This window comes from Pantoea sp. B550 (assembly GCF_024158165.1).
Classification (GTDB): domain Bacteria; phylum Pseudomonadota; class Gammaproteobacteria; order Enterobacterales; family Enterobacteriaceae; genus Pantoea; species Pantoea alfalfae.
On sequence record NZ_JAMYXI010000003.1, the window covers coordinates 857,205 to 880,658 of the forward strand.

General features: G+C 56.3%; 19 protein-coding genes and 1 pseudogene. 9 read left to right on the forward strand and 11 right to left on the reverse strand.

The features are described from left to right. Positions 1-27: 27 nt before the first annotated feature. From cysA to NIM72_RS07030, 7 genes are all read right to left on the reverse strand, one after another. Positions 28-1,116, reverse strand: a complete 1,089-nt coding sequence (cysA, locus tag NIM72_RS07000; RefSeq protein ID WP_161735123.1) for a sulfate/thiosulfate ABC transporter ATP-binding protein CysA — start codon at positions 1,114-1,116, stop codon at positions 28-30. Next, on the reverse strand, positions 1,106-1,981 hold the full coding sequence (cysW, locus tag NIM72_RS07005) for a sulfate/thiosulfate ABC transporter permease CysW (protein WP_161735126.1): 876 nt from the start codon (positions 1,979-1,981) through the stop codon (positions 1,106-1,108). The genes cysA and cysW overlap by 11 nt, the downstream gene beginning before the upstream one ends. Further along, complete coding sequence (gene cysT, locus NIM72_RS07010; RefSeq protein ID WP_161735129.1) at positions 1,981-2,814, reverse strand: sulfate/thiosulfate ABC transporter permease CysT; 834 nt, start codon at positions 2,812-2,814, stop codon at positions 1,981-1,983. The genes cysW and cysT overlap by 1 nt, the downstream gene beginning before the upstream one ends. Further along, positions 2,814-3,830 carry a sulfate ABC transporter substrate-binding protein gene (locus NIM72_RS07015; RefSeq protein WP_253419591.1) on the reverse strand — a complete coding sequence of 339 codons (1,017 nt, stop codon included), beginning with the start codon at positions 3,828-3,830 and terminating at the stop codon, positions 2,814-2,816. The genes cysT and NIM72_RS07015 overlap by 1 nt, the downstream gene beginning before the upstream one ends. A gap of 253 nt (positions 3,831-4,083) precedes the next feature. Then, on the reverse strand, positions 4,084-4,701 hold the full coding sequence (locus NIM72_RS07020; protein ID WP_222925152.1) for an RpoE-regulated lipoprotein: 618 nt from the start codon (positions 4,699-4,701) through the stop codon (positions 4,084-4,086). 65 nt (positions 4,702-4,766) lie between these two features. After that, on the reverse strand, positions 4,767-5,234 hold the full coding sequence (locus tag NIM72_RS07025) for a DUF2919 family protein (RefSeq protein ID WP_161735137.1): 468 nt from the start codon (positions 5,232-5,234) through the stop codon (positions 4,767-4,769). Next, entirely contained in the window at positions 5,224-5,649 is a 426-nt protein-coding gene (locus tag NIM72_RS07030) for a GNAT family acetyltransferase (RefSeq protein ID WP_003848834.1), read from the reverse strand. The genes NIM72_RS07025 and NIM72_RS07030 overlap by 11 nt, the downstream gene beginning before the upstream one ends. 207 nt (positions 5,650-5,856) lie before the next feature. Between NIM72_RS07030 and amiA the strand changes: the two genes are divergently transcribed. The 5 genes from amiA to ampH all read left to right on the forward strand — a co-directional run bounded on the left by amiA (position 5,857) and on the right by ampH (position 12,496). Continuing rightward, positions 5,857-6,705 (forward strand): N-acetylmuramoyl-L-alanine amidase AmiA, encoded by an 849-nt coding sequence (amiA, locus tag NIM72_RS07035; protein ID WP_161735140.1) that lies wholly within the window; start codon positions 5,857-5,859, stop codon positions 6,703-6,705. 100 nt (positions 6,706-6,805) lie between these two features. Next, positions 6,806-7,720, forward strand: a complete 915-nt coding sequence (gene hemF / locus NIM72_RS07040) for an oxygen-dependent coproporphyrinogen oxidase (protein ID WP_161735143.1) — start codon at positions 6,806-6,808, stop codon at positions 7,718-7,720. Positions 7,721-8,066: 346 nt separating this feature from the next. Next, a complete protein-coding gene (tal, locus tag NIM72_RS07045; protein WP_013358671.1) occupies positions 8,067-9,017 on the forward strand; it encodes a transaldolase in 951 nt (316 codons plus the stop codon). A gap of 57 nt (positions 9,018-9,074) precedes the next feature. Beyond that, positions 9,075-11,075 carry a transketolase gene (gene tkt / locus NIM72_RS07050; protein ID WP_253419594.1) on the forward strand — a complete coding sequence of 667 codons (2,001 nt, stop codon included), beginning with the start codon at positions 9,075-9,077 and terminating at the stop codon, positions 11,073-11,075. 257 nt (positions 11,076-11,332) lie between these two features. Then, positions 11,333-12,496: a D-alanyl-D-alanine-carboxypeptidase/endopeptidase AmpH gene (gene ampH, locus NIM72_RS07055; RefSeq protein WP_202605073.1), complete on the forward strand. Its 1,164-nt coding sequence runs from the start codon at positions 11,333-11,335 to the stop codon at positions 12,494-12,496. Here ampH and NIM72_RS07060 read toward each other — a convergent pair. The 4 genes from NIM72_RS07060 to NIM72_RS07075 all read right to left on the reverse strand — a co-directional run bounded on the left by NIM72_RS07060 (position 12,493) and on the right by NIM72_RS07075 (position 16,523). After that, positions 12,493-13,566, reverse strand: a complete 1,074-nt coding sequence (locus NIM72_RS07060; protein ID WP_161736424.1) for a DUF1176 domain-containing protein — start codon at positions 13,564-13,566, stop codon at positions 12,493-12,495. The two genes, ampH and NIM72_RS07060, sit on opposite strands and share 4 nt — an antisense overlap. A 186-nt stretch (positions 13,567-13,752) precedes the next feature. After that, the gene (gene nudK / locus NIM72_RS07065) at positions 13,753-14,331 is read right to left on the reverse strand and encodes a GDP-mannose pyrophosphatase NudK (RefSeq protein ID WP_161736423.1); all 579 of its coding nucleotides are present in this window, start codon (positions 14,329-14,331) and stop codon (positions 13,753-13,755) included. Positions 14,332-14,473: 142 nt separating this feature from the next. Beyond that, a complete protein-coding gene (gene ansP, locus NIM72_RS07070; protein WP_161736422.1) occupies positions 14,474-15,970 on the reverse strand; it encodes an L-asparagine permease in 1,497 nt (498 codons plus the stop codon). Between the two features lie 280 nt (positions 15,971-16,250). Beyond that, positions 16,251-16,523 (reverse strand): YdgH/BhsA/McbA-like domain containing protein, encoded by a 273-nt coding sequence (locus tag NIM72_RS07075; RefSeq protein WP_253419597.1) that lies wholly within the window; start codon positions 16,521-16,523, stop codon positions 16,251-16,253. A gap of 253 nt (positions 16,524-16,776) precedes the next feature. Here NIM72_RS07075 and narQ point away from each other — a divergent pair, with 253 nt between their 5' ends. The 4 genes and pseudogenes from narQ (at position 16,777) to NIM72_RS07095 (ending at position 23,453) form a co-directional block, all read left to right on the forward strand. Next, the gene (gene narQ, locus NIM72_RS07080) at positions 16,777-18,465 is read left to right on the forward strand and encodes a nitrate/nitrite two-component system sensor histidine kinase NarQ (protein ID WP_161736420.1); all 1,689 of its coding nucleotides are present in this window, start codon (positions 16,777-16,779) and stop codon (positions 18,463-18,465) included. Between the two features lie 129 nt (positions 18,466-18,594). After that, positions 18,595-19,224, forward strand: a complete 630-nt coding sequence (locus NIM72_RS07085) for a response regulator (RefSeq protein WP_161736419.1) — start codon at positions 18,595-18,597, stop codon at positions 19,222-19,224. A 168-nt stretch (positions 19,225-19,392) separates the two neighbouring features. After that, positions 19,393-22,509 (forward strand): annotated as a pseudogene (acrD, locus tag NIM72_RS07090) (multidrug efflux RND transporter permease AcrD). Positions 22,510-23,084: 575 nt separating this feature from the next. Next, positions 23,085-23,453 (forward strand): ArsC family reductase, encoded by a 369-nt coding sequence (locus NIM72_RS07095; RefSeq protein WP_253419600.1) that lies wholly within the window; start codon positions 23,085-23,087, stop codon positions 23,451-23,453. Position 23,454 lies beyond the last annotated feature (1 nt).

Here is a 23,454-nt window from a genome sequence, read left to right on the forward strand (position 1 = left end):
CTCCCGCCCGCTGTTGATGAGAAAATATCAGGCGCTCTGTGCGAAGGCAACTGCACGCAGCGGCGTATCGCCTTTATAGAGGCGCGCCTGCTGCAACCCGACGAACAGGCGCTCGCCGCGAATCGGGGCTGTCTGCTCACCTTCAAACACCACTGAAACCGGCTCGCTCTGCCAGCCGACAGGCTGAACCACCAGCTGCCAGAAGTGACCACGCGGGCTGACTTCAAGCACCTGCACCGGCAGCGGCGTTTCCAGGCTGCTGCGACGTGATACATCGATTTCCCACGGACGCAGGAATAGCTCAACCGCGCCCTGATGAGCTGAGGTATAACCCAGCGGCCAGTGATGCGCGCCGACGTGGAACTGCGATCCCTGAATTTCGCCATCAAAGCGATTCACTTCACCCAGGAACTCCAGCACAAAGCGGGTCGCCGGATCGCGCCATACATCATCTGGCGTGCCAACCTGTTCAATATTTCCCTGACTCATCACCACGACGCGATCCGCGACCTCCATCGCCTCTTCCTGATCGTGGGTCACGAACACGCTGGTGAATTTAATCTCTTCATGCAGTTGACGCAGCCAGCGGCGCAGCTCTTTACGCACCTGAGCATCCAGCGCGCCAAAAGGTTCATCCAGCAGCAGAATCTGCGGTTCAACCGCTAATGCACGCGCCAGCGCCACACGCTGCTTCTGACCGCCCGACAGCTGTGCAGGAAAGCGGTTTGCCAGATGGGCCAGCTGCACCATCTCCAGCAGACGGGTTACACGCTGCTTGATCTCCGCCGCTGAAGGACGTTCGCGACGCGGCAGCACGGTCAGGCCAAAGGCGATGTTGTCGAACACCGTCATGTGACGGAACAGCGCATAGTGCTGGAAGACGAAACCAACCTGACGATCGCGCGCATGCAGGCGGCTGACGTCGTTGCCATGAAAACGGATCTGACCGCTGTTCTGATGCTCCAGCCCGGCAATAATGCGCAGCAGCGTGGTTTTACCCGAGCCTGATGGGCCAAGCAGCGCCACCATTTCACCTGAGGCAATATCCAGAGAGATATCGTTCAGCACCGAGGTGCGACCAAAGGACTTGTTGATCTTGTTAATCTCAATGCTCATGATTTCCCTCCTGTTGCAGGCGTTTGTGCTGTTGCTCTAAACGCCACTGCACAATGCTTTTCAGAAACAGCGTCACAATTGCCATCAGGGTTAACAGGGCGGCCGCGGTGAACGCGCCAACGGTGTTGTAGTCCTGATGCAACAATTCAACCTGAAGCGGTAATGTGTAGGTTTCACCGCGAATCGATCCCGATACCACCGAAACCGCACCAAATTCACCAATCGCACGGGCGTTGGTCAGGACGATGCCATACAGCAGCGCCCAGCGAATGTTCGGCAGCGTCACACGACGGAACATCTGCCAGCCTGACGCGCCTAACAGCACCGCCGCTTCATCTTCATGACTGCCCTGACTCAGCATCACCGGGACCAGTTCGCGCACCACAAACGGACAGGTCACAAACACCGTCGCCAGCACCATACCAGGCCAGGCAAACATAATCTGGATGTTATGCGCATCCAGCCAGCCGCCTGCCGGGCCATTCACGCCCCAGAACAGCAGATACATCAGACCGGCTACGACGGGCGACACGGCAAAAGGAATATCAAACAGGGTCAGCAGCAACTGCCGGCCCGGAAAGGTAAAGCGCGTCACCAGCCAGGCGAGCAGCGTGCCGAACACAAGGTTAACCGGTACGGTGATCAGCGCCACCATCACGGTCAGCCAGATGGCGTGCAGCATGTCCGGATCCGCCAGATTGCTGAGAGCGACAATGAGCCCCTGATTCAGCGCTTCCCAGAAGATGGAGGCCATCGGCACCACCAGCAGCAGAATCGAGATCAGCGTGCCGATACTAATCAGCAGCCACTTGCCCCAGTTTACAGGCTGACGCGCAGCATGATTAATTTGTGAAACCTCAGCCATTAGTGACCTCCCAGACGACGGCCAAAGCGGCTCTGCAATGTATTAATCGCGAATAGCAGAATCAGCGATGCCGCCAGGATCACCGAGGCGATAGCGCTGGCTGCCGGATAGTCGAACTCCTGCAGCCGGACAAAAATCATCAGCGAGGTGACTTCCGTTTTCCAGGCGATGTTACCGGCAATAAAGATCACCGCACCAAACTCACCCAGGCTGCGGGTAAAGGAGAGCGCCGTACCGGCCAGCAGCGCCGGTGCCACTTCCGGCAGCACGACGCGGCGGAAGCTCTGCCACGGCGTGGCACCCAGCGTTTCGGCGGCTTCTTCATACTCCGGACCTAACTCTTCCAGCACCGGCTGCACGGTACGCACCACAAACGGAATGCTGGTAAAGGCCATGGCAATGGCGATACCAATCCAGGTGTAAGAAATTTTGATGTCGAACTGAGCGAACCACTGTCCGTACCAGCCGTTAACCGAAAAGAGTCCGGCCAGGGTCAGGCCCGCCACCGCCGTAGGCAATGCAAACGGCAGATCCATCAGGCCATCCAGCAGTGTCCGGCCTGGAAAACGATAGCGGGTCAGGATCCATGCCATCAGCATGCCGAACACCGCGTTAAACAGGGAGGCGACACCGGCAGAAAGCAGCGTCACTTTATAGGCGGCCACCAGCTGAGGGTTGGTCACGACATCCCAGTACTGTTGCAGCGTCATCTGCGACAGCTGCATAATCACCGCGCTGATCGGCAGCAGCAGGATCAGACAGGTAAAGAGCAGGCTGGTGCCGAGGCTGAGACCAAAGCCGGGCAACACGCGTTTCTGGCTGGCAGCAAACATTATCCACGCCCCGCCGATAACAATTTATCCAGCTCACCGCCGCTGACGAAATGCGTCTGCATCACCTTATCCCAGTCGCCAAAGGCATCTTCGACCCGGAACAGGCTGGTCTGCGGGAAGCGATCTTTCTGCTCCGCCATCAGCTGTGGGTTGTTCACACGATAATAGTAGTGAGTAATAATATTCTGCGCTTCTGGCGTGTAGAGATAGTTCAGGTAGGCGCTGGCCGCATCAGCGGTTTTATTTGTCGCGACGTTCTTATCCACCCATGCCACCGGAAACTCCGCCAGAATGTTGGTTTTCGGCACCACCACTTCGTATTCATCTTTACCATACTGGTTGCGGATGTTATTCACTTCGGACTCAAAGCTAATCAGTACGTCGCCCAGGCCGCGCTCAGCAAAGGTGGTGGTCGCGCCGCGACCGCCGGTATCAAATACTTCCACGTTTTTCAGGAACTGCGTCATAAAGGCACGGGTTTTAGCCTGATCGCCGCCGTCCGCTTTGTCTGTTGCGCCCCAGGCGGCCAGGTAGGTATAGCGGCCATTACCCGAGGTTTTCGGGTTCGGGAAAATCAGCTTCACATCGCTGCGGGTCAAATCTGACCAGTCGTGAATCTGCTTTGGGTTCCCTTTGCGCACCAGAAACGCCATGGTGGAATAGAAAGGCGAGCTGTTGTTCGGCAGGCGGCCTTTCCAGTCTGCCGCAATGAGATTGCCTTTATCGTGCAGCACCTGCACATCTGTTACCTGGTTGTACGTGACCACATCTGCGCGCAGGCCCTGCAGGATAGCCAGCGCCTGCTTCGATGAACCGGCGTGCGACATCTTAATGGTCAGTGGATCCGCGGGGTGACTGGCATCCCACTGTTTAACAAACGGAGCATTCAGGGCAACAAACAGCTCCCGCGACACATCGTATGAGCTATTAAGAAGTTCAGTGGCATTGGCTGCGCCGGCCAGGCTCAGCGACAACGCGATACCGCTCACGATTTTTCTCATCGCTTGTAATGTCATTTGGCACCCTGAAAAAGTTTGATGCGGATCTCACCCGCTGAGGCATCAGTTTATTTATAACTCAGTGAAAACCAGTAACGGTTTTATATATCGTTTGATGATTTCAAAGTCGAAAAAAGCATAAGACGACGGCAGAGTTTATGCAGAAATCAGCAAAAGCCGATAGAGGAGCGGAACCGCGGGCAGCCCGTGCGGGCAGGAGTTTTAAGAGGCGTCAGCGGCTGCCTGAGGGGCAGCACGCTGAAGAAAAGGATTAACGCTGCCAGACAATCTTGCTGATTTTCCAGCTTTTCAGCGTATCGTCAGAGGGCATTAAGCCCTCCGGACCGTGCCAGTCACCCTGATAGATATAGGTCAGATGCTGACTGCCTGGCGCACGGCACGCCACGTCACGCGCATCGGTGCCGCTGGCTAAGGTGCAGTTGTCGAAGGCTTTGCTGAACTTATTACTGAAGGCGTCTCCCACTTTACTGCCGTCACTGCTGGCAATCGCACTGTCCATCACCTCAATACGTTCGACCTGCGACTGCCCGTAAATCACCAGCTTAACGTTGCCATCATCCAGCGCCTGCCAGAAAGAGACCACCTGACCGTTCTGACTGCGCATGCCCTGACGCAGGCTATAGTCACCGTTCAGTCCGGCATTAATCGCGTCCTCTTTCATGGCGGTCGAGGCAGTTACCCCGCCCACCCCCTGTTCAGTCGCGGTCAGCGAGGAACCGAACCAGTTCCACGGCAGCGCCGAAGACCAGTGATAAGTCAGCGGATTCCACCAGCTTGCCTGCTGGCTGCTGTCAGCGCCGGAACCCGAACTGGCACAGCCGCTCAGTACAACGGCGGCGATCAGTAGCGTGGAACGAACAGCTTTCATGAGAACTCCTGTAAATGCGATGCCGGAAAGGCGGAACTGATTGGAGTCGCAAAGCGACAAAAAGTTTAGTGAAGATGATGTTCGGGCAGAAAGCAGTCGCGACAGCGGCGGCTGGATTGCAGCCAGATCAGCGCCAGCAGGTCAAACAACGTCAGCAGCAATGGCAGCGGTGAGGTGAGCAGATCGCCCTGCACAAACTGCCAGCCCTGCCAGAGCAGATTCACCAGCAGCGACAGCGCCAGCACGCTGCGCCAGTGCTGCCAGAGTCGCGGCAGGCGGGTGCGATATCCGGTCAGCAGCAGGCCCGCCAGTGCCGGTAAACCCAGCGCAAGACCGATCCAGAACGTCTGACGATCCGGATAGAAGAGTGCCAGCAGGTCGTTGCCCTGCTGCCGTGACGCCCCGGCCATCACCAGCAGCAGCCAGGTCCGCGCCTGGAGTAACAGGATCAGCCAAAAAAGAAACGGCAGCCGCAGCTGCCCTCTGGCGTCATACTCGTCCGGCAGATAGCCCGGTGACGGCTTAGTATTCACGGTCTTCGATCAGACGTTTACCAAACAGCAGCGCATCGACCGGCTCATAATCGAGCTTCTCATAGAACGCCACCACCTGATCATTCTCTTCACGGATCATCAGATGCAGTTTCGGACAGCCGCGTGCGATAAGCTTCTTCTCCAGACGGTTCATCAGCGCATTCGCAAAGCCGCGTCCCTGATAGTCGGGATGCACGGCCAGATAGTAAGCCGCGCCGCGATGACCATCGTAACCGCCCATCAGTGTGCCAACGACCACGCCGCCCACTTCAGCGACCAGAAAGAGATCGGGGTCGTGATTCATTTTGCGTTCGATATCCAGCTCCGGATCGTTCCATGGCCGTAACAAATCGCAACGTTCCCATAAGGTGATCACTTCTTCAAAATCTTCCTGGCGGAAGGCGCGGATTTCCATCTTATTTACCTGCAGATAAGCACAATTTGCTGATTATCACGCATTCTCTGCTGCACGCAACCCTCGATGACCGGCGGAAAATAAAAAAGCGCGAATTTTCTGTTCGCGACCTGCAATACAAAGTAATGCCCTGAAATGGTTCTGTGATCGCAGGCAACAGAGCCTTAGGCTATAACACCGGCAAGATTCCTGTTACCGGACCCGTACATGCAGCTGCTTAAACGTTTGATTCATCGTCGTCAGTTACTTCTTTCCGGGCTGGCTCTGGCCATTTTATCGCCGCGTGCGATTCAGGCTAAAGAGCAGTCGGGCCTTACCGGGGCAAATCGTCATGCACGCCCTGCCCCGCCCGCGAAAAACGGTAAACGTATTGTAATGATCGATCCCGGCCACGGTGGCATCGACTCGGGTGCCGTTGGCGAAGAGGGTTCTGAAGAGAAACACATCGTGCTGGAGATTGCCGGTAACGTGCAGCGCCAGCTGCAGAGCCATCCGCGCATTGAAGTGCGACTGACGCGCGACAGTGATCACTTTATTCCGCTTTATCAGCGGGTGGAAATCGCCCACCAGCACGGTGCCGATCTTTTTATGTCGATTCATGCCGACGGTTTTACCAGCCCCGATGCCAGTGGCGCCTCGGTATTTGCGCTCTCTAACCGTGGTGCCAGCAGCTCGATGGCACGTTATCTCTCACAGCGGGAGAACGATGCGGACAAACTGGGCGGCGTAAAAGCTCAGCAGCAGGATCACTATCTGCAGCAGATTCTGTTCGACCTGGTACAGACCGACACCATCAAGAACAGCCTGACACTGGGCAAGCACGTGCTGGATCAGATCCGCCCGGTGCACCATCTGCACAGCCAGCACACCGAGCAGGCGGCCTTCGCGGTGCTCAAGTCACCGTCGATTCCCTCAGTGCTGGTCGAAACCTCTTTTATTACCAATCCACGTGAAGAGCAGTTGCTCGGCACCATCGCATTTCGCCAGAAAATTGCTTCGGCTATTGCCAGCGGCATCGTCAACTACTTCGATGAGTTTGACCGCCGCAATGCCTGATTCATCTGGCCGGTTTGCGTCGTGCAACGCGCCGCGCCCATACAAGCGGCGCGCTTTTGCGTATAATCGCGTCAGACTTTGATAAACGATAAGCGAAAAGATGGCTGATATTTCCCGCGTAAAAGCGTTCCTGCTCGCATTGCAGGATGAGATTTGTAACCAGCTGGCGGCTGAAGATGGCGGCGCACAGTTTGCTGAAGATAGCTGGCAGCGCCCTGGCGGCGGCGGTGGTCAGAGCCGCGTCCTGCGCAACGGCGCGGTGTTTGAGCAGGCGGGCGTCAACTTTTCGCATGTGCATGGCGATCAGATGCCGGCATCAGCGACCGCGCACCGGCCTGAGCTGGCCGGTCGCAGCTTTGAAGCGATGGGCGTGTCGCTGGTGATCCACCCGAATAATCCCTATGTGCCGACCAGCCACGCCAACGTGCGCTTTTTTATCGCAGAGAAACCGGGGGCCGATCCGGTCTGGTGGTTTGGCGGCGGCTTTGACCTGACGCCGTTTTATGGCTTTGAAGAAGATGCGCTGCACTGGCATCAGACAGCCGCTAATCTCTGTCAGCCCTTTGGCGAGGATGTCTATCCGCGCTATAAAAAGTGGTGTGATGATTACTTCTATCTGAAGCATCGTGATGAGCAGCGCGGCATTGGCGGCCTCTTTTTTGACGATCTCAACACGCCCGACTTTGAGCAGAGCTTCAGCTTTATGCAGGCAGTAGGCCGCGGCTTTATGGATGCCTATCGGCCCATTGTGGCGCGCCGTAAAGATCACCCGTGGGGCGATCGTGAGCGCCAGTTCCAGCTCTACCGCCGTGGTCGCTATGTGGAGTTCAACCTAGTGTGGGACCGTGGCACGCTGTTTGGTTTGCAGACCGGCGGCCGTACGGAATCGATTCTGATGTCGATGCCACCGCTGGTGCGCTGGGAATATGATTATCAGCCCGATGCCGACTCTCCTGAAGCTGCGCTCTATCGCGATTTCCTGCCGGTAAAAAACTGGCTGAACCTCCCGATCTGATCGCTTCTCCCGCTGCAGCGCGGCCCGCAACCCGCGCTGCGCTTACCTTTCTCCCGACAGACCCGTTCCGTTTCACAGGGCACAGATTGCTACAGTGTTACCTGCGTCATTTGTCCTGACTGCTATGCTTAAGGATGGAATATGGCGCACCCCACGGTAAAAACCGCATGACGGCTCCTTCTCACCGCCTCGCAGCGCAACAATCAGAGAAACCGCATTTTCATCAGAAAGTCTCTGTTGCAATGTTATGGGTTCGCGTTACCGGTAGCAGAACATGCCACAGACCGGCTGCGAGGCCTGAGGTGCACCCTGTTCGCTTTCATTTTTCTTTTCAAGGAGTTTAGAGATGAACCAGCTAGAAGCCCTAAAACAGTTCACCACCGTGGTGGCGGACAGTGGTGATATCGAATCGATTCGTAATTACCACCCGGAAGACGCCACCACCAACCCTTCACTTATTCTGAAAGCGTCCGGTCTGGAAGGGTATAAGCACCTGATGGATGACGCGATTGAGTACGCGAAAAAACAGGGCGGCAGCAAAGAGACGCAGATCATCAATGCAAGCGACAAAGTGGCGATCAACCTCGGTATGGAAATCCTGAAAAGCATACCGGGCCGTGTTTCGACCGAAGTGGATGCGCGCCTCTCCTTCGATCGTGGCATGTGTGTCACCAAAGCAGAAAAACTGATTCGGATGTATGAAGAGCACGGCATCGATCGCTCACGCGTACTGATTAAGCTGGCCTCGACCTGGGAAGGCATCCGTGCAGCGGAAGAGCTGGAGAAAAACGGCATCCACTGTAATCTGACGCTGCTATTCTCCTTTGCGCAGGCGCGTGCCTGTGCCGAAGCGGGCGTGTTCCTGATCTCTCCGTTCGTTGGCCGTATCTACGACTGGTATAACTCACGCAAGCCACTGGAACCCTACGTGGCGGATGAAGATCCAGGCGTAAAATCTGTGCGTCGTATCTATGACTACTACAAAAAGCACCGTTACAGCACCATCATCATGGGCGCCAGCTTCCGTAAAGTGGAGCAGATTATCGCGCTGGCCGGCTGCGATCGCCTGACGCTGTCGCCGAACCTGCTGGAAGAGCTGCAGAACAGCGATGCGCCGCTGGAACGAAAACTGGAACCTTCTACCGAAGGCTTCCATCAGCCGTCACCGCTCTCCGAGGCGGAGTTCCGCTGGGAACATAACCAGGATCCAATGGCAGTCGAAAAACTCTCTGACGGCATCCGCCAGTTCGCGGTTGACCAGCAGAAGCTGGAAGATGTGCTCGCCGCACGCCTGTAGTCTTTATTTTAATCGGGCGGGACGTTCCCGCCCTGATGCATAACAAGGGAGAACTTTATGTCCTCACGCAGAGAGTTGGCAAACGCGATTCGTGCACTGAGCATGGATGCGGTTCAGAAGGCAAATTCAGGCCACCCCGGTGCGCCGATGGGTATGGCCGATATCGCCGAAGTGTTGTGGCGCGACTTCCTCCAGCATAATCCGACCAATCCCGCCTGGCTTGATCGTGACCGCTTTATCCTCTCCAACGGCCACGGCTCCATGCTGCTTTATAGCCTGCTGCACCTGAGCGGTTATGACCTGCCGATTGAAGAGCTGAAAAATTTCCGTCAGCTGCACTCTAAGACCCCAGGCCACCCGGAGATCGGTTATACGCCTGGCGTTGAAACCACCACCGGCCCACTGGGTCAGGGTCTGGCTAATGCCGTAGGCCTGGCGATTGCTGAGCGCACGCTGGCTGCACAGTTTAACCGTCCGGACCATGAAATCGTTGACCACCATACCTATGTGTTTATGGGCGATGGCTGTCTGATGGAAGGGATCTCGCACGAAGTCTGTTCTCTGGCGGGCACCCTGGGTCTGGGCAAACTGATCGGCTTCTATGACCACAACGGCATCTCGATTGATGGCGAAACCGAAGGCTGGTTTACCGACGATACGCATAAACGCTTTGAGTCATATAACTGGCATGTGATCGGCGACATCGACGGCCATGACGCTGATGCTATCCGCGAGGCGATCAAAGAAGCGCAGAGCGTCACCGATAAGCCTTCACTGATTATCTGCCGCACCATTATCGGTTTCGGTTCACCGAACAAAGCCGGTAAAGAGGAATCGCACGGCGCAGCGCTGGGCGAGGCCGAAGTGGCGCTGACCCGTAAACAGCTTGGCTGGAACTATCCGGCATTTGAAATCCCGGCTGAAATCTACCAGCAGTGGGATGCCAAAGCAGCGGGTGCTGAACGCGAAAAAGCCTGGGATGCGAAGTTTGCGGCTTATAAAGAGGCCCATCCCGAGCTGGCGAAAGAGTATGAGCGCCGTATGAATGGCGAAATGCCTGCCACATGGGAAACCGAAGCGACCCGCTTCATCCAGGATCTGCAGGCTAATCCGCAGAAAATCGCCAGCCGTAAAGCATCTCAGAACTCACTGGAAGCCTACGGCAAAATGCTGCCGGAATTCCTTGGCGGCTCCGCTGACCTGGCGCCGAGTAACCTCACCATCTGGTCAGGCTCTAAATCGATCAAAGAGGATCCTGCGGGTAACTACATTCACTACGGCGTGCGTGAATTTGGTATGACGGCAATTGGCAACGGTATCGCGCATCATGGTGGTTTCGTGCCTTACACCGCAACCTTCCTGATGTTTGTCGAATATGCGCGTAACGCCGCGCGTATGGCTGCACTGATGAAGGCACGCCAGATTCTGGTCTACACCCATGACTCCATCGGTCTGGGTGAAGATGGCCCGACGCACCAGCCGGTAGAGCAGATCGCCAGCCTGCGTCTGACGCCAAACATGAGCGTATGGCGTCCGTGCGATCAGGTCGAAACGGCTGTAGCGTGGAAAGCCGCCGTCGAACGTCATCACGGCCCGACAGCGCTAATCCTTTCGCGTCAGAATCTGCTGCAGCCGGAACGTACCCCGGAGCAGATCGAAAACATCAAACGCGGCGGCTACGTGCTGAAGGATTGCGACGGTACACCAGACGTGATTCTTATCGCGACCGGTTCAGAGATTGAGATCACCCTGGGTGCAGCGGATAAGCTCACGTCAGGCGGTCACAAGGTGCGGGTGGTTTCACTGCCTTCAACTGACCTGTTTGATGCGCAGGATGCTGCTTACCGCGAATCCGTACTGCCGAGCGGCGTGAAAGCGCGTGTGGCGGTAGAAGCGGGTATTGCGGACTACTGGTTCAAGTATGTCGGTCTGGACGGTGCGATTGTCGGTATGACCACCTTTGGTGAATCCGCCCCGGCCAGTCAGCTGTTCCCGGAGTTTGGCTTCACGGTTGAGAATATCGTCAGCCACGCTGAAGCATTACTCAAGCCAGTTTAATGCTTATGCCCTTCCCGGCTCACCGGGAAGGGCCATTTCCACATATAGCCTGATACATAAAAAAAACTCCATTCCCCCCCTTCCCGCCCTGCGCAAACTCATTACTATAGAGCCGTCATACTTAATGCTGCCTGTGCGCTGGCTGTCCGTCTTTCCCTGCTGTTGTTCTGCCGGGATAACGCGGTTCGGACCTGATGCATCCCGATGAGTGAAGGCAGATTTCCTCCGATTTTATAGCGAAGCCACTTCCGTTGAACATGCGCACACCCTATTTACTGGCCCTGATGGTTTCACTGCTTCCATTAAAAAGCATGGCGCAGGTCGCGCCCGATCCGCTGCTGGCCTCTCAGATTGTTGATCGCTATGCGGAACATATCTTTTACGGCAGCGGTGCAACCGGCATGGCACTGGTGGCAATTGATGGCAATCAGCGGGTGTTCGCCAGCTTTGGTGAAACCCGTCCCGGCAACAATGTCCGTCCGCAGAAAGATTCGCTGATTCGCATCGCCTCGCTGAGTAAGCTGATGACCAGTGAAGTAATGGTAAAAATGGCTGAGCGCGGACAGATTCGCCTTGACGATCCCCTGAGTAAATATGCGCCCCCGGGTGCACGGGTGCCCACTTACAATGGCCAGCCGATTCGCCTGATTAATCTCTCAACCCACACTAGTGGACTGCCGCGCGAGCAGCCAGGCGGCAAAGCGCAGCGTCCGGTGTTTGTCTGGCCAACGAAGAGCGAACGCTGGGCATGGCTGGCGCGCGCGAACCTCAAAGCCGCACCAGGCAGCAGTGCCGCCTATTCCAACCTGGGCTACGATCTGCTGGGCGATGCGCTGTCACGTGCCAGTGGAACACCCTATCCGGCGTTGTTTCAGCAGCTGATTACCCGTCCGCTCGGCATGAAGGACACCACGTTTACGCCATCGCCTGAGCAGTGCGGACGCCTGATGGTGGCCGAAAAAGGGGCCAGTCCGTGTAATAACACGCTGGCCGCGATTGGCAGCGGCGGGGTTTACTCAACACCGGATGATATGGGCCGCTGGATGCAGCAGTTCCTGAACTCGTCGGTTAACCATCGCACGCCGCAGATCGATCGCCTGCAGACGCTGATCTATCGCCGCGACCAGCTCACTAAAGTCGAAGGCATGGATGTGCCGGGTAAAGCGGATGCGCTGGGCATGGGCTGGGTCTACATGGGACCGAAAAGTGGTCGTCCCGGTATCATTCAGAAAACCGGCGGCGGCGGCGGATTCATCACCTATATGGCGATGGTGCCGCAGCATAACGTGGGGGTTTTTGTGGTGGTGACGCGTTCGCCGCTGACCCGCTTTACGCCGATGAGCGACGGTGTGAATAATATGCTGGCCGAACTGGTCGGCAACCAGCTTGGCTCACCGATGATGGTGCAGGTCATTCGTTAACGCTGCTGTACGCCACCGTCAGACTGGCTGACCCACAGGGTTGGCCAGTCATCACTGCTATGCCAGGCATCACAGGTCGACTCTTCCGCATATTCCGCTAACACAAAATGTGTGCCATCAAATTGCCAGCGTGTCGCCCTGCCGCAGTCGCCTAATCCACGGCCCTTACCAAACGTGTAGAGCTGACCGCTGGCCGCGTCATATTCGGCGTTAATCAGCTCAAGCTGACGATCGCTGGCGCCTGGCGGGGTGAACGGCAGAGTCAGGGTGATCCCACGCGCCACATAGGGCGGACTGCGTGTCACTTCAAACGCCAGATCGATCACGTTATATGCACCCATTTCACAACTCACCAGCAGCAGCGCGCGCTGGTCGGTAAGTGGCGCCACGCTGACTTCACGGCGCAGCGGATCGAGTGAGCAGGCGTCGGTATTAACCCGCCAGGTGCCGTAGTCAATTAATCCGCTGGTCTCATCGCGCGTCAGTGCAGCGGGTGACCTGACCGCAGGCGGCAGCGGCGGCAGTGCAGGCGGTGGCGGGACATCCCAGCTGGCCCTGTCGCCACGTTTAATCCACGCGCTCATACTGTTGACCCGTCCCTGAGTGTCATCCATCAGCAACAGCGCGGCCTTCATGCCGCGCAGGGAGATCAGCGCATTGGGATCAAAAGTGAGCTGCAGGTTTTTGGCCTCCATCACCAGATCAAAAAATTCATCAATGGCGATAGCATTGCTGGTGGCGAGATGATGCGGCTCTACCGTCCAGTGTTTGAGGTCGGGTTTAAGCCGGCGCTGATCGAGCAGCAGGTTATCCTGTAGCGGGCCACCCGGCAGCGCACCACTGTAGGCGCTGCCATAGTCTATTCGGAGCAAGGGGCGATCGTTGACGCCCGCATGCCGCGAAATCGTCATCACCAGCCCTTTGTCCCCCGGAATATTCCGCGCCACGCAAAAGGCTTCATTGTTACAGGTAATTTGCCAGTCGTTGAATGACTTTTGCAACGGTTCCGCCTGAACAGAGGCAACCCACAGAGACGGCAACAGCCAAAACGATTTCATCCAATACGACATTAAGAAGATCGATCCCCGAATACCCAGAGTGGAGAGAATAGCGCATCAACGGGCCTGCCAGGGTTTACAATCTGTGAACCTGTGCAAAAAGCGCAGTTAACTGCTTAAAAAGCGCACATAAAGTGGATTAACTCTCACCACTCTCCCTCAATGCCGGCACGCGGCAACAGGCTTACTGGCACGGTTTTATGGCGTCAGCCAGCCCGCAATCTGTGCATGCTGAAGCAGCATGATGGTTTTGCCGTCACGAATGCGACCCTCAGCGACCATTGCCAGCGCATCCGGAAAGCTTAATTCCAGCACGTCGATCGACTCATCTTCAACGCCGCCCCCCGCATTGTCGCGCAGCGATTCATTATAAACCGCTGCAAAAAAGTGGATTAATTCAGTGACGCCGCCCGGCGACATATAGCAGGCATAGAGTTTTTCCACCTCGCCCACCGCATAACCGGTCTCTTCAATCGCCTCTTTGCGAATGCAATCTTCCGGAGAGTCGTCGTCCAGCAAGCCCGCACAGGCTTCGATTAACATGCCGTCGTCGTTACCGTTGACGTAAGTCGCAATACGGAACTGGCGTGTCAGGACCACGCTGTTCTTTTCACGGTTGTAGAGCAGTATAGTCGCCCCATTTCCGCGGTCGTAGACTTCGCGTTTATGGCGGATAACCTCGCCACGACGATCGGTAATCTCATAGGTGTAGTTACGCAGCACAAACCAGTTTTCAGACAGGAGCTTATCTTTGATGATAGTGATCTTAAACGACATGAGGACTCCACTACCGCATAAAGGGAGCTTTTCATCATAGAGGGGGGCTTACGGGAAAACTATCCTAATTCTTGTCGTAACGTGTCGATTTGCGGGCAAAAAAAAGCCAGCCCGGAGGCTGGCCTGATTGCTGCAAAACTTATCAGCGTGACGTGTCGTCAGCCAGGCGGGTCGGCTGAGGCTCTTCTTCGTGATGATCCTGTTCGGTCTCAGCTATGGCGTGAACGCGCTTACGCACGCCAAACCATCCCAGCACCAGTAATACCGCAATCAGCGGAATGGAGGCGATGGTGTACGTCCCGTTCGGGTAGTCAAACGCCATCAGCACCAGCACACTGAACAGGAACAGCAGCGTCAGCCACGAGGTAAACGGCGCGCCTGGCAGCTTGAAGCTGACATCATCCGCCTTGCCCTCTTTGATCGCTTTGCGCAGACGCAACTGGCAAACCACGATAAAGGCCCAGGAGGAGATAATGCCCAGCGAGGCAACGTTCAGGACGATCTCAAACACCTGAGAAGGCACATAGTAGTTAAGCACCACACCAATCACATAGACGGCGACGGTCACCAGAATACCGGCATAAGGAACCTGCTGACTGTTCATCTTTGACATGAATTTCGGCGCAGAGCCACCCATCGACATGGAGCGCAGAATACGCCCGGTCGAGTAGAGGCCGGAGTTCAGGCTGGAAAGCGCCGCACTCAGCACTACGATATTCATGATGCTGCCAACGTAAGGCACGCCCAGCTTCGAGAAGAAGGTCACGAACGGACTCTGACCCGCCTGATAAGCGTTCCATGGCAGCAGCAGCACCAGCAGCACCACAGAGCCGACATAGAACAGGCCAATACGCCAGATCACGCTGTTGATTGCTTTCGGCAGCATGGTTTTCGGGTCTTTACATTCGCCGGCCGCCGTACCCACCAGTTCGATAGAGGCAAAGGCGAACACTACGCCCTGAATCAGCACCAGTGCAGGCAGTAAACCGTGCGGGAACAGGCCACCGTTATCGGTGATCAGATGGAAGCCGGTGCTGTTGCCATCCAGCGGTTTGCCGGTGCCAAGGAATACCACGCCCACCACCAGGAAGATGACAATCGCCAGCACTTTTACCAGCGCGAACCAGAACTCCATCTCGGCAAACCACTTAACGCCAATCATGTTCATGGTGCCGACAATCGCCAGCGCGCCCAGGGCGAAGACCCACTGTGGCACATCACCAAACGCGCCCCAGTAGTGCATGTAGAGCGCGACGGCGGTGATATCAACGATGCCGGTCATCGCCCAGTTGACGAAGTACATCCAGCCCGCCACATAAGAGGCTTTCTCGCCCAGGAATTCACGGGCATAGGAGACGAAGCTGCCGCTGCTGGGACGGTGTAATACCAGTTCGCCCAGCGCACGCAGAATAAAGAAGGAGAAGATGCCACACACCAGATAGATGATGGCTAAAGCGGGGCCAGCAGCCTGCAAACGGCCACCTGCGCCCAGGAACAAACCGGTACCGATGGCACCGCCGATCGCAATCATCTGTACGTGACGGTTACCCATCGCCTTCTGGTAGCCGGCGTCATGAGAGTTGAGCCAGCGTCGTTTCGCAGCGCGCATCTCGCCTGGGGTTTTGTTTTTAGATTTCATAGCATTCCTGTTTGTCCTGACTATCAGTCGTCGCATCCCCGTTTCGGGCGTAATGCCCTGTGAAATGGGGTATTTTCCTCTATGCGTTTGCCTGTGAGTGAGTGCCAGGCAGCGCGGGAATTTACGGCGATGAATCCTACCCGTTCTGCAAGAACGAAGCAAAATATACCGGGCAGATGCACAGGCTGATTTGTAAGAATCCATCCTGATGCACAAAAACAAAAAAACCGGCCATTTTCAGGCCGGTAAAAGCTACAGGGATGGAAACAGGAGGGTTGGGTTAGCGATAAATCTCTGCGGTGCCGCTCCACAGGCTGGAGTCGCCTGGGTTATCGACGCCGATAACGCGGTAATGGCTGGCGCCCATCTCTTCCGCTTTTTGCGACAACTGGCGATTCGCATCGTCCAGTGAGCCGCGAACGCCGGAGACTGACACGCTGCCGATGCTCTGCATGTTCTGAGCCTGTGACCGGTCGACCGGCGCAGCAGCAAAAGCGGTAAAGGAAGCGGTAGCCAATAATGCGACCGCCAGTACAGCATTCAGCTTTTTCATTGGATGCTCCTTAATCTGTAATCGGGTTGAGCTGATGACTGGATGAATTATTAGCGTTGCAATGAAAAGCAACATCGGGACGATGTAAACCTGTTCCTTTTTTAACCACAAATCGGTAGCCCATCCTGGGAACTGTCAGTTGTGGTCATTTTATGTGCGATGTGTAACCGCCTGTGCGATAAACAGGGGATGGATCATTTGCGTTACGTTATTGCGCTCTTATAATTCCCGCACTTTCAACAGGGCCATCCATGTGATTGTTAAACGTTCCGTTACTCAAAGCATCGCTAAGGCGCTCAGCGCCATTGTCCTGCTGTCGCTGCTCACCACCGGTCTCGCCTTAGTCACGCTGCTCAGCAGTCAGCGCGATGCGGAGGCGATCAATCTGGCGGGATCCCTGCGCATGCAGAGCTATCGCATGGCATGGGACGCCAGCCGTCAGCCACAAAATCTTGCGCATCACCTGACGCTCTATCAGCAAACGCTGGATGCCCCGGTGCTGCAAAAGCTGGATCGGCCCTGGGTACCACGCGAAGTCAGCGCTCGCTATCAGCGACTGCGCGCTGCATGGCCTTCCCTGCAGCAGCAGTTGCAGCAGGGTGATACCGTGGCATACCAGCAGCAGGTGCCGATCTACGTCGGTGAAATTGATCGCTTTGTACTGGGTTTGCAGCGCTATACCGAGCTGAAAATGCGTCTGGTGGCGGCCAGCAGCCTGGCAGGTGTCATTGCTATTGTCGTGCTGGCACTGATGACGATTCGCTTTACCCGGCTGCAGGTGGTGCGGCCACTTAATGCGCTGGTCACGGCCAGTCGCTACGTCGAAAGCGGCAACTTTGCTTTTCCGCCGCTGCACGTTGAGCAGCAGAATGAACTGCGGGTACTGTCGCATGCTTTCAGCGGCATGGCGGCGCGTCTGCATTCGCACTATCAACTACTGGAAAGTACGGTACGCGCGAAAACGGAAGACTTAACCCAGGCGAATCGCACGCTGTCACTGCTTTACGACAGCTCGCAGATGCTGACGGCCAGCCCGTTGCATCCGGCACTGTTTGAGGCAGTGTTAACCACTGTGCTGACGCGCGAAAAACTGACAGCGATCCGGCTGGACAGCGACCAGTTTCAGTTCTGCGCGGGGGATGCTCAGGCTGACGGTGAGTGGCAGCGTCTGCCGTTACAGCAGGACGATCAACAGATTGGCGAACTGCGCTGGCAGTCGGCTGGCGTTACGTATCCCAATGAGCTGATGCGCAGCCTGGCGGCGATGCTGGGACGGGCAATCTGGATCTGGCAGGCACAGCAGCAATATCAGCAGATGCTGCTGATTGAAGAGCGCGCCACCATTGCCCGGGAATTACATGACTCGCTGGCCCAGTCGCTCTCGTTTTTACGTATTCAGCTGACCCTGCTGCGCCGCACTGTGGATAAGGATGACAGCGCCGCCCACGCGATTATCGCTGACTTCGATCAGGCGCTGGCCGATGCCTACCGTCAGCTGCGTGAGCTGCTGACCACCTTCCGCCTGACCATTGAGCAGGCGGATCTGGTGGCGGCGATGCAGGCGATGATCGCCTCGTTGCAGGAAAAAAGCGGCGCAGAGATACACTTTAACTATCAGACCGGCCTGCAGAGTCTTGAGGCACAACAGCAGGTGCATGTGTTGCAGATTGCCCGTGAGGCGCTGCTGAATGCCATCCGTCACGCCAGCGCGCAGGTGATTCGGGTGGATTATCAGCACAGCGAACAAGGTGAGCACTTACTGACAATTACGGATGACGGGGTGGGAATGAACAGCACTGACGAACCCGCGGGCCATTACGGTCTGACGATTATGACAGAGCGTGCCCAGCGCCTGAGTGGCAACCTGACGATTCACACTCAGCAACGGGGTACCCGGGTCGAACTGCGCTTTCCACCGCAACCGGCGCGCTCACTGACATAAAGCGCCCGACGTGATGTTAACTTATTCAGATAATCTATCGGTCTCAGCGCGCAGGCCAGCGGGTACGGACCCCTATGGTGCCAGCTCTGCTCTTCTGCCGCCGCCTGAAGCCGATGAAATGGAGAACCTATGCAACAGCCCGCATTAACATTGATGATTGTGGATGACCATCCGCTGATGCGCCGCGGTGTTCGTCAGCTGCTGGCGCTGGATCCCCGACTTGAGGTCATCGCAGAAGCCAACAACGGCACGGAAGCGCTGGCCGAGGCCCGCCGTCAGGAACCCGATATTATTCTGCTCGACCTGAATATGAAAGGTATGTCCGGGCTGGATACGCTGAAGGCGTTGCGCCATGAAGGGATCAGTTCACGCATTCTGGTCCTGACGGTCTCTGATGCCCGCAGTGATATCTTCGCCATGGTGGATGCGGGTGCCGATGGCTATCTGCTTAAGGACAGCGAGCCGGAAATCCTGCTGGGGCATATTCTGCAGGCATCGCAGGGTGAAAAGGTCTTCAGTGAAGGCGTGGCCCGTTATCTGGCTAATCGCCAGCACAGTGCCGATCCCCTGCGTCAGCTCACCGGGCGCGAGTGCGACGTGCTGCAGGAGGTGGCGCGCGGCCTGTCGAACAAAGAGATCGCGGCTATTCTGCACATTTCTGAAGAGACCGTAAAAGTGCATATCCGCAACCTGCTGCGTAAGCTGGATGTCCGCTCACGCGTCGCTGCCACGGTAATGTGGCTTGAAAGCCGCAAATAGCCAACGAATTTACATTTTCTCCTCAATTTCTCCACGATTTCCCCCGCTGCCGCACGTAGAGTAAATGGCGGCGGAAAATCGTGGCAAAAACCATCCGGTTTGTCGGCCAGTGCGCCCGTTGCCGGTGGGCCTGAACGCTTATGAAAGTCCCTGAGGAGTGTCGATTTAATGTCGAATTTCTTTATCGACCGTCCCATCTTTGCCTGGGTTCTGGCGATTCTGCTGTGCCTGTGCGGCACGCTTTCGATTATTTCGCTGCCTGTTGAACAGTATCCCGATCTGGCACCACCCAACGTGCGCATCACCGCCAACTACCCCGGCGCATCCGCCCAGACGCTGGAGAACACCGTTACTCAGGTTATCGAGCAGAACATGACCGGCATCGATAATCTGATGTACATGTCCTCGAACAGCAGCAACACGGGTCAGGCACAGATCACCCTCACCTTTACCGCCGGGACCAATCCCGATGAAGCCCGTCAGCAGGTTCAGAACCAGTTGCAGTCAGCGCTGCGCAAATTGCCGCAGGCGGTTCAGTCGCAGGGCGTAACGGTCAATAAAACCGGTGACAGCAATATTCTGATGGTCGCTTTCGTCTCAACCGACGGCAGTATGGATAAGCAGGATATTTCAGACTATGTCGCCAGTAATATTCAGGATCCGCTGAGCCGTATTGATGGTGTCGGCCAGGTAGACGCTTACGGCTCGCAATATGCGATGCGCATCTGGCTCGATCCTAACAAACTGATCGCCTACGCGCTGACCACCGACGATGTGGTCAGTGCAATTCAGTCGCAGAACACTCAGGTTGCCGTGGGTCAGGTCGGTGGTCTGCCATCCGTAGAGAAGCAGGCGCTGAACGCGACGGTGAATGCCCAGTCGATGCTGCAGACCCCCGGGCAGTTCCGGGCCATTACGCTGAAGAACAATCCCGACGGTTCTGTGGTGACGCTGGGTGATGTCGCCACCGTGGCGCTGGGCGCGGAGAAGTATGATTATCTGAGCCGCTATAACGGCCAGCCCGCGTCAGGCCTGGGCGTAAAACTTGCGTCCGGTGCCAACGAGATGAACACCGATAAGCTGGTCCGTGCACGTATAGAGGAGCTGTCGCACTACTTCCCGCACGGTCTGGAAGCGAAAATTGCCTATGAAACCTCGCCGTTCGTTAAAGCGTCGATCACCGATGTGGTGAAGACGCTGCTGGAGGCGATCGTGCTGGTCTTCGGCGTGATGTACCTGTTTATGCAGAACTTCCGTGCCACGTTAATCCCGACCATTGCCGTGCCGGTCGTGCTGTTCGGTACCTTCAGCGTGCTCTATGCCTGCGGGTTCAGTATCAATACCCTGACCATGTTTGCCATGGTGCTGGCGATAGGGCTGCTGGTAGACGATGCCATCGTCGTGGTGGAGAACGTCGAACGTATCATGCACGAAGAGGGGCTCTCGCCGCGTGCCGCCACGCGAAAATCGATGGGCTAGATTCAGGGCGCACTGGTCGGTATCGCGCTGGTGCTCTCTGCGGTGTTTGTGCCGATGGCATTTTTTGGCGGTACCGTCGGCGCGATTTACCGTCAGTTCTCCATCACCATTGTTTCGGCAATGGTGCTGTCGGTGCTGGTCGCGATGATCCTGACACCGGCGCTGTGTGCCACGTTGCTGAAACCCGTGGTGAAGGGCGAGCAGCCTGAGCGTCGCGGTTTCTTCGGCTGGTTCAATCGTCACTTCAATCGCAATGCTGACCGCTATCAGCGCGGCGTTGCAGGCATTCTGCGCAGGGGCGGTCGCTGGCTGCTGCTCTATCTCGGCATTATCGGCCTGATGGCGTTTCTGTTTCTGCGTCTGCCAACCTCGTTTCTGCCGCTGGAAGATCGCGGCGTCTTCCTGACTCAGGTTCAGCTTCCGGCGGGCGCAACGCTTGAGCAAACCGCCAGCGTGGTCGCGAAAGTTGAACACTATTATCTCACTGAGGAGAAGGCCAACGTGCTGTCGGTGTTCTCTACCATCGGGGCCGGCCCGGGCGGCAATGGGCAGAATGTGGCACGTCTGTTTGTGCGGCTGAAAGACTGGGAAAATCGGCCAGGTGCCGATCGCACCTCATTCGCCATTATCGATCGTGCGACTCAGGCGTTTCAGAAAATTAAAGAGGGGCGGGTGATTGCCAGCAGTCCGCCCGCCATTACCGGCATGGGCAGCAGCTCCGGCTTTGACATGCAGCTACAGGATCACGCGGGTATCGGTCATACGCAACTGATGGCGATGCGCGACAAACTGCTGGAGATGGCGGGCAACGATAAGTCGCTATCGCGGGTACGGCACAATGGACTGGATGACAGCCCGCAGCTGCAGATTGATGTGGATGCCCGCAAAGCGCAGGCGCTGGGCGTGTCGCTGGACACCATCAACGACACCCTGACTACCGCGTGGGGCTCCAGCTATGTGAATGACTTCCTGGATCGGGGGCGGGTAAAAAAGGTCTATGTGCAGGCCGCCGCCGAATTCCGCATGCTGCCGGACGACATCAACAAGTGGTACGTGCGCAACAGCAGCGGCAAAATGGTGCCCTTCTCCGCGTTTGCCACCAGCCGCTGGGAGACCGGTTCACCACGCCTTGAACGTTACAACGGCTATTCGTCGCTGGAGATTGTCGGCGAAGCGGCGAATGGCGTCAGCAGCGGTACGGCGATGGATGAAATGGAAAAGCTGGTCAATGCGCTGCCGCTGGGTGTCGGGTTCCAGTGGACCGGTGCTTCTTATCAGGAACGGCTCTCCGGCTCGCAGGCTCCAGCGCTTTATGCGATTTCGCTGCTGGTGGTGTTCCTCTGCCTGGCCGCGCTGTATGAGAGCTGGTCGATCCCGTTCTCGGTAATGCTGGTGGTGCCGCTGGGTGTGGTGGGCGCGCTTATCGCCACCTGGATGCGCGGGCTGGAGAATGATGTCTATTTCCAGGTTGGCCTGCTGACGGTCGTGGGGCTATCCGCCAAAAACGCCATCCTGATTGTTGAGTTTGCTAATGAGATTAACAGCAAAGGCCGTGAACTGGTGGAGTCCACGCTGGAGGCATCGCGTCAGCGTCTGCGGCCGATTCTGATGACCTCGCTGGCCTTTATTTTTGGGGTGCTGCCGATGGCAATCAGTAGCGGTGCAGGTTCCGGCAGCCAGCACGCCGTGGGAACCGGCGTGATGGGCGGGATGATCTCCGCCACGCTGCTGGCGATCTTTTTTGTGCCGCTGTTCTTTGTGCTGGTCCGCCGTCGCTTCCCGCTTAAAGAGAAACTGCACGACTAACGCTAAATAAAAAGCGGCCACTGAACTCAGTGGCCGCTTTATTTCTGTGTGTGGTAAGAATTCCAGCAAGTGGGAATGACCTGCTTTTTTCTGAGCGTATTACTTGTTGCGTAACATCGCTTCGATAAATTCTTTCCAGGTTCCCATTTCAGTGTCAATCATAATGCCCTCTCTTATTGTGCTGACAATATTACGCGCTTTTTTTAAGCAGGTGAATACGTTTACACCTGTTATACCTATCGGCAAGCCTCACAAAAACATGAATGTTGCTGATTCTGGAAGCTGACGCACATTTCAGCAACTCCTTAACCTCATTGAAAATAATTTATTTTAAGCCCAGCGGTAGACTATTTTATCAACATGGCGAAATTCTTAAGCACGCATCGATAAGCAGGGTAATAATTGCCTGCGTAATTGATAGCGTTTACCCGAGGGGAAATTAAGAGACGGCGTGCAGGATACCCGGCCTGATTCCCGCGCCAGCGCGGATGCCGCAACCGATTACACTATGCTAAACTCGCGCTTTGGCTGCTTTTTTCAGCTTTCTCTTCTCACAGGATAATAAGGATCGGGCAATGAGCACGCAGTGGGTGATGTTCGGGATTAAAAATTGCGACACCATAAAAAAAGCCCGGCGCTTTTTGACAGATGCAGGTATTGATTATCACTTTCACGACTACCGTGCCGATGGCCTGAGCGATGCCCTGCTGCAGGAATTTATCGATGCGCTGGGCTATGAAGCCCTGATTAACACACGCGGCACGACCTGGCGTAAACTGCCCGAGGTTGATCGTGAAGCGGTTAACGATGCCAGTAGCGCCAGGGCGCTGATGCTGGCGCATCCCGCCATGATTAAGCGTCCGCTGTTGCGCACCCCGGATGGCTCCCTGCTCGCCGGTTTCAGCGAAGCCACCTATCAGAATGCTATTCAGGAGAAGTCATAAT

Coding starts and splice junctions, on each gene's coding strand:
- cysA (WP_161735123.1), bottom strand. CDS start 1,116: ATGAGCATTGAGATTAACAAGATCAACAAGTCCTTTGGTCGCACCTCG.
- cysW (WP_161735126.1), bottom strand. CDS start 1,981: ATGGCTGAGGTTTCACAAATTAATCATGCTGCGCGTCAGCCTGTAAAC.
- cysT (WP_161735129.1), bottom strand. CDS start 2,814: ATGTTTGCTGCCAGCCAGAAACGCGTGTTGCCCGGCTTTGGTCTCAGC.
- NIM72_RS07015 (WP_253419591.1), bottom strand. CDS start 3,830: ATGACATTACAAGCGATGAGAAAAATCGTGAGCGGTATCGCGTTGTCG.
- NIM72_RS07020 (WP_222925152.1), bottom strand. CDS start 4,701: ATGAAAGCTGTTCGTTCCACGCTACTGATCGCCGCCGTTGTACTGAGC.
- NIM72_RS07030 (WP_003848834.1), bottom strand. CDS start 5,649: ATGGAAATCCGCGCCTTCCGCCAGGAAGATTTTGAAGAAGTGATCACC.
- amiA (WP_161735140.1), top strand. CDS start 5,857: ATGCAGCTGCTTAAACGTTTGATTCATCGTCGTCAGTTACTTCTTTCC.
- hemF (WP_161735143.1), top strand. CDS start 6,806: ATGGCTGATATTTCCCGCGTAAAAGCGTTCCTGCTCGCATTGCAGGAT.
- tal (WP_013358671.1), top strand. CDS start 8,067: ATGAACCAGCTAGAAGCCCTAAAACAGTTCACCACCGTGGTGGCGGAC.
- tkt (WP_253419594.1), top strand. CDS start 9,075: ATGTCCTCACGCAGAGAGTTGGCAAACGCGATTCGTGCACTGAGCATG.
- ampH (WP_202605073.1), top strand. CDS start 11,333: ATGCGCACACCCTATTTACTGGCCCTGATGGTTTCACTGCTTCCATTA.
- NIM72_RS07060 (WP_161736424.1), bottom strand. CDS start 13,566: ATGTCGTATTGGATGAAATCGTTTTGGCTGTTGCCGTCTCTGTGGGTT.
- nudK (WP_161736423.1), bottom strand. CDS start 14,331: ATGTCGTTTAAGATCACTATCATCAAAGATAAGCTCCTGTCTGAAAAC.
- ansP (WP_161736422.1), bottom strand. CDS start 15,970: ATGAAATCTAAAAACAAAACCCCAGGCGAGATGCGCGCTGCGAAACGA.
- NIM72_RS07075 (WP_253419597.1), bottom strand. CDS start 16,523: ATGAAAAAGCTGAATGCTGTACTGGCGGTCGCATTATTGGCTACCGCT.
- NIM72_RS07085 (WP_161736419.1), top strand. CDS start 18,595: ATGCAACAGCCCGCATTAACATTGATGATTGTGGATGACCATCCGCTG.
- NIM72_RS07095 (WP_253419600.1), top strand. CDS start 23,085: ATGAGCACGCAGTGGGTGATGTTCGGGATTAAAAATTGCGACACCATA.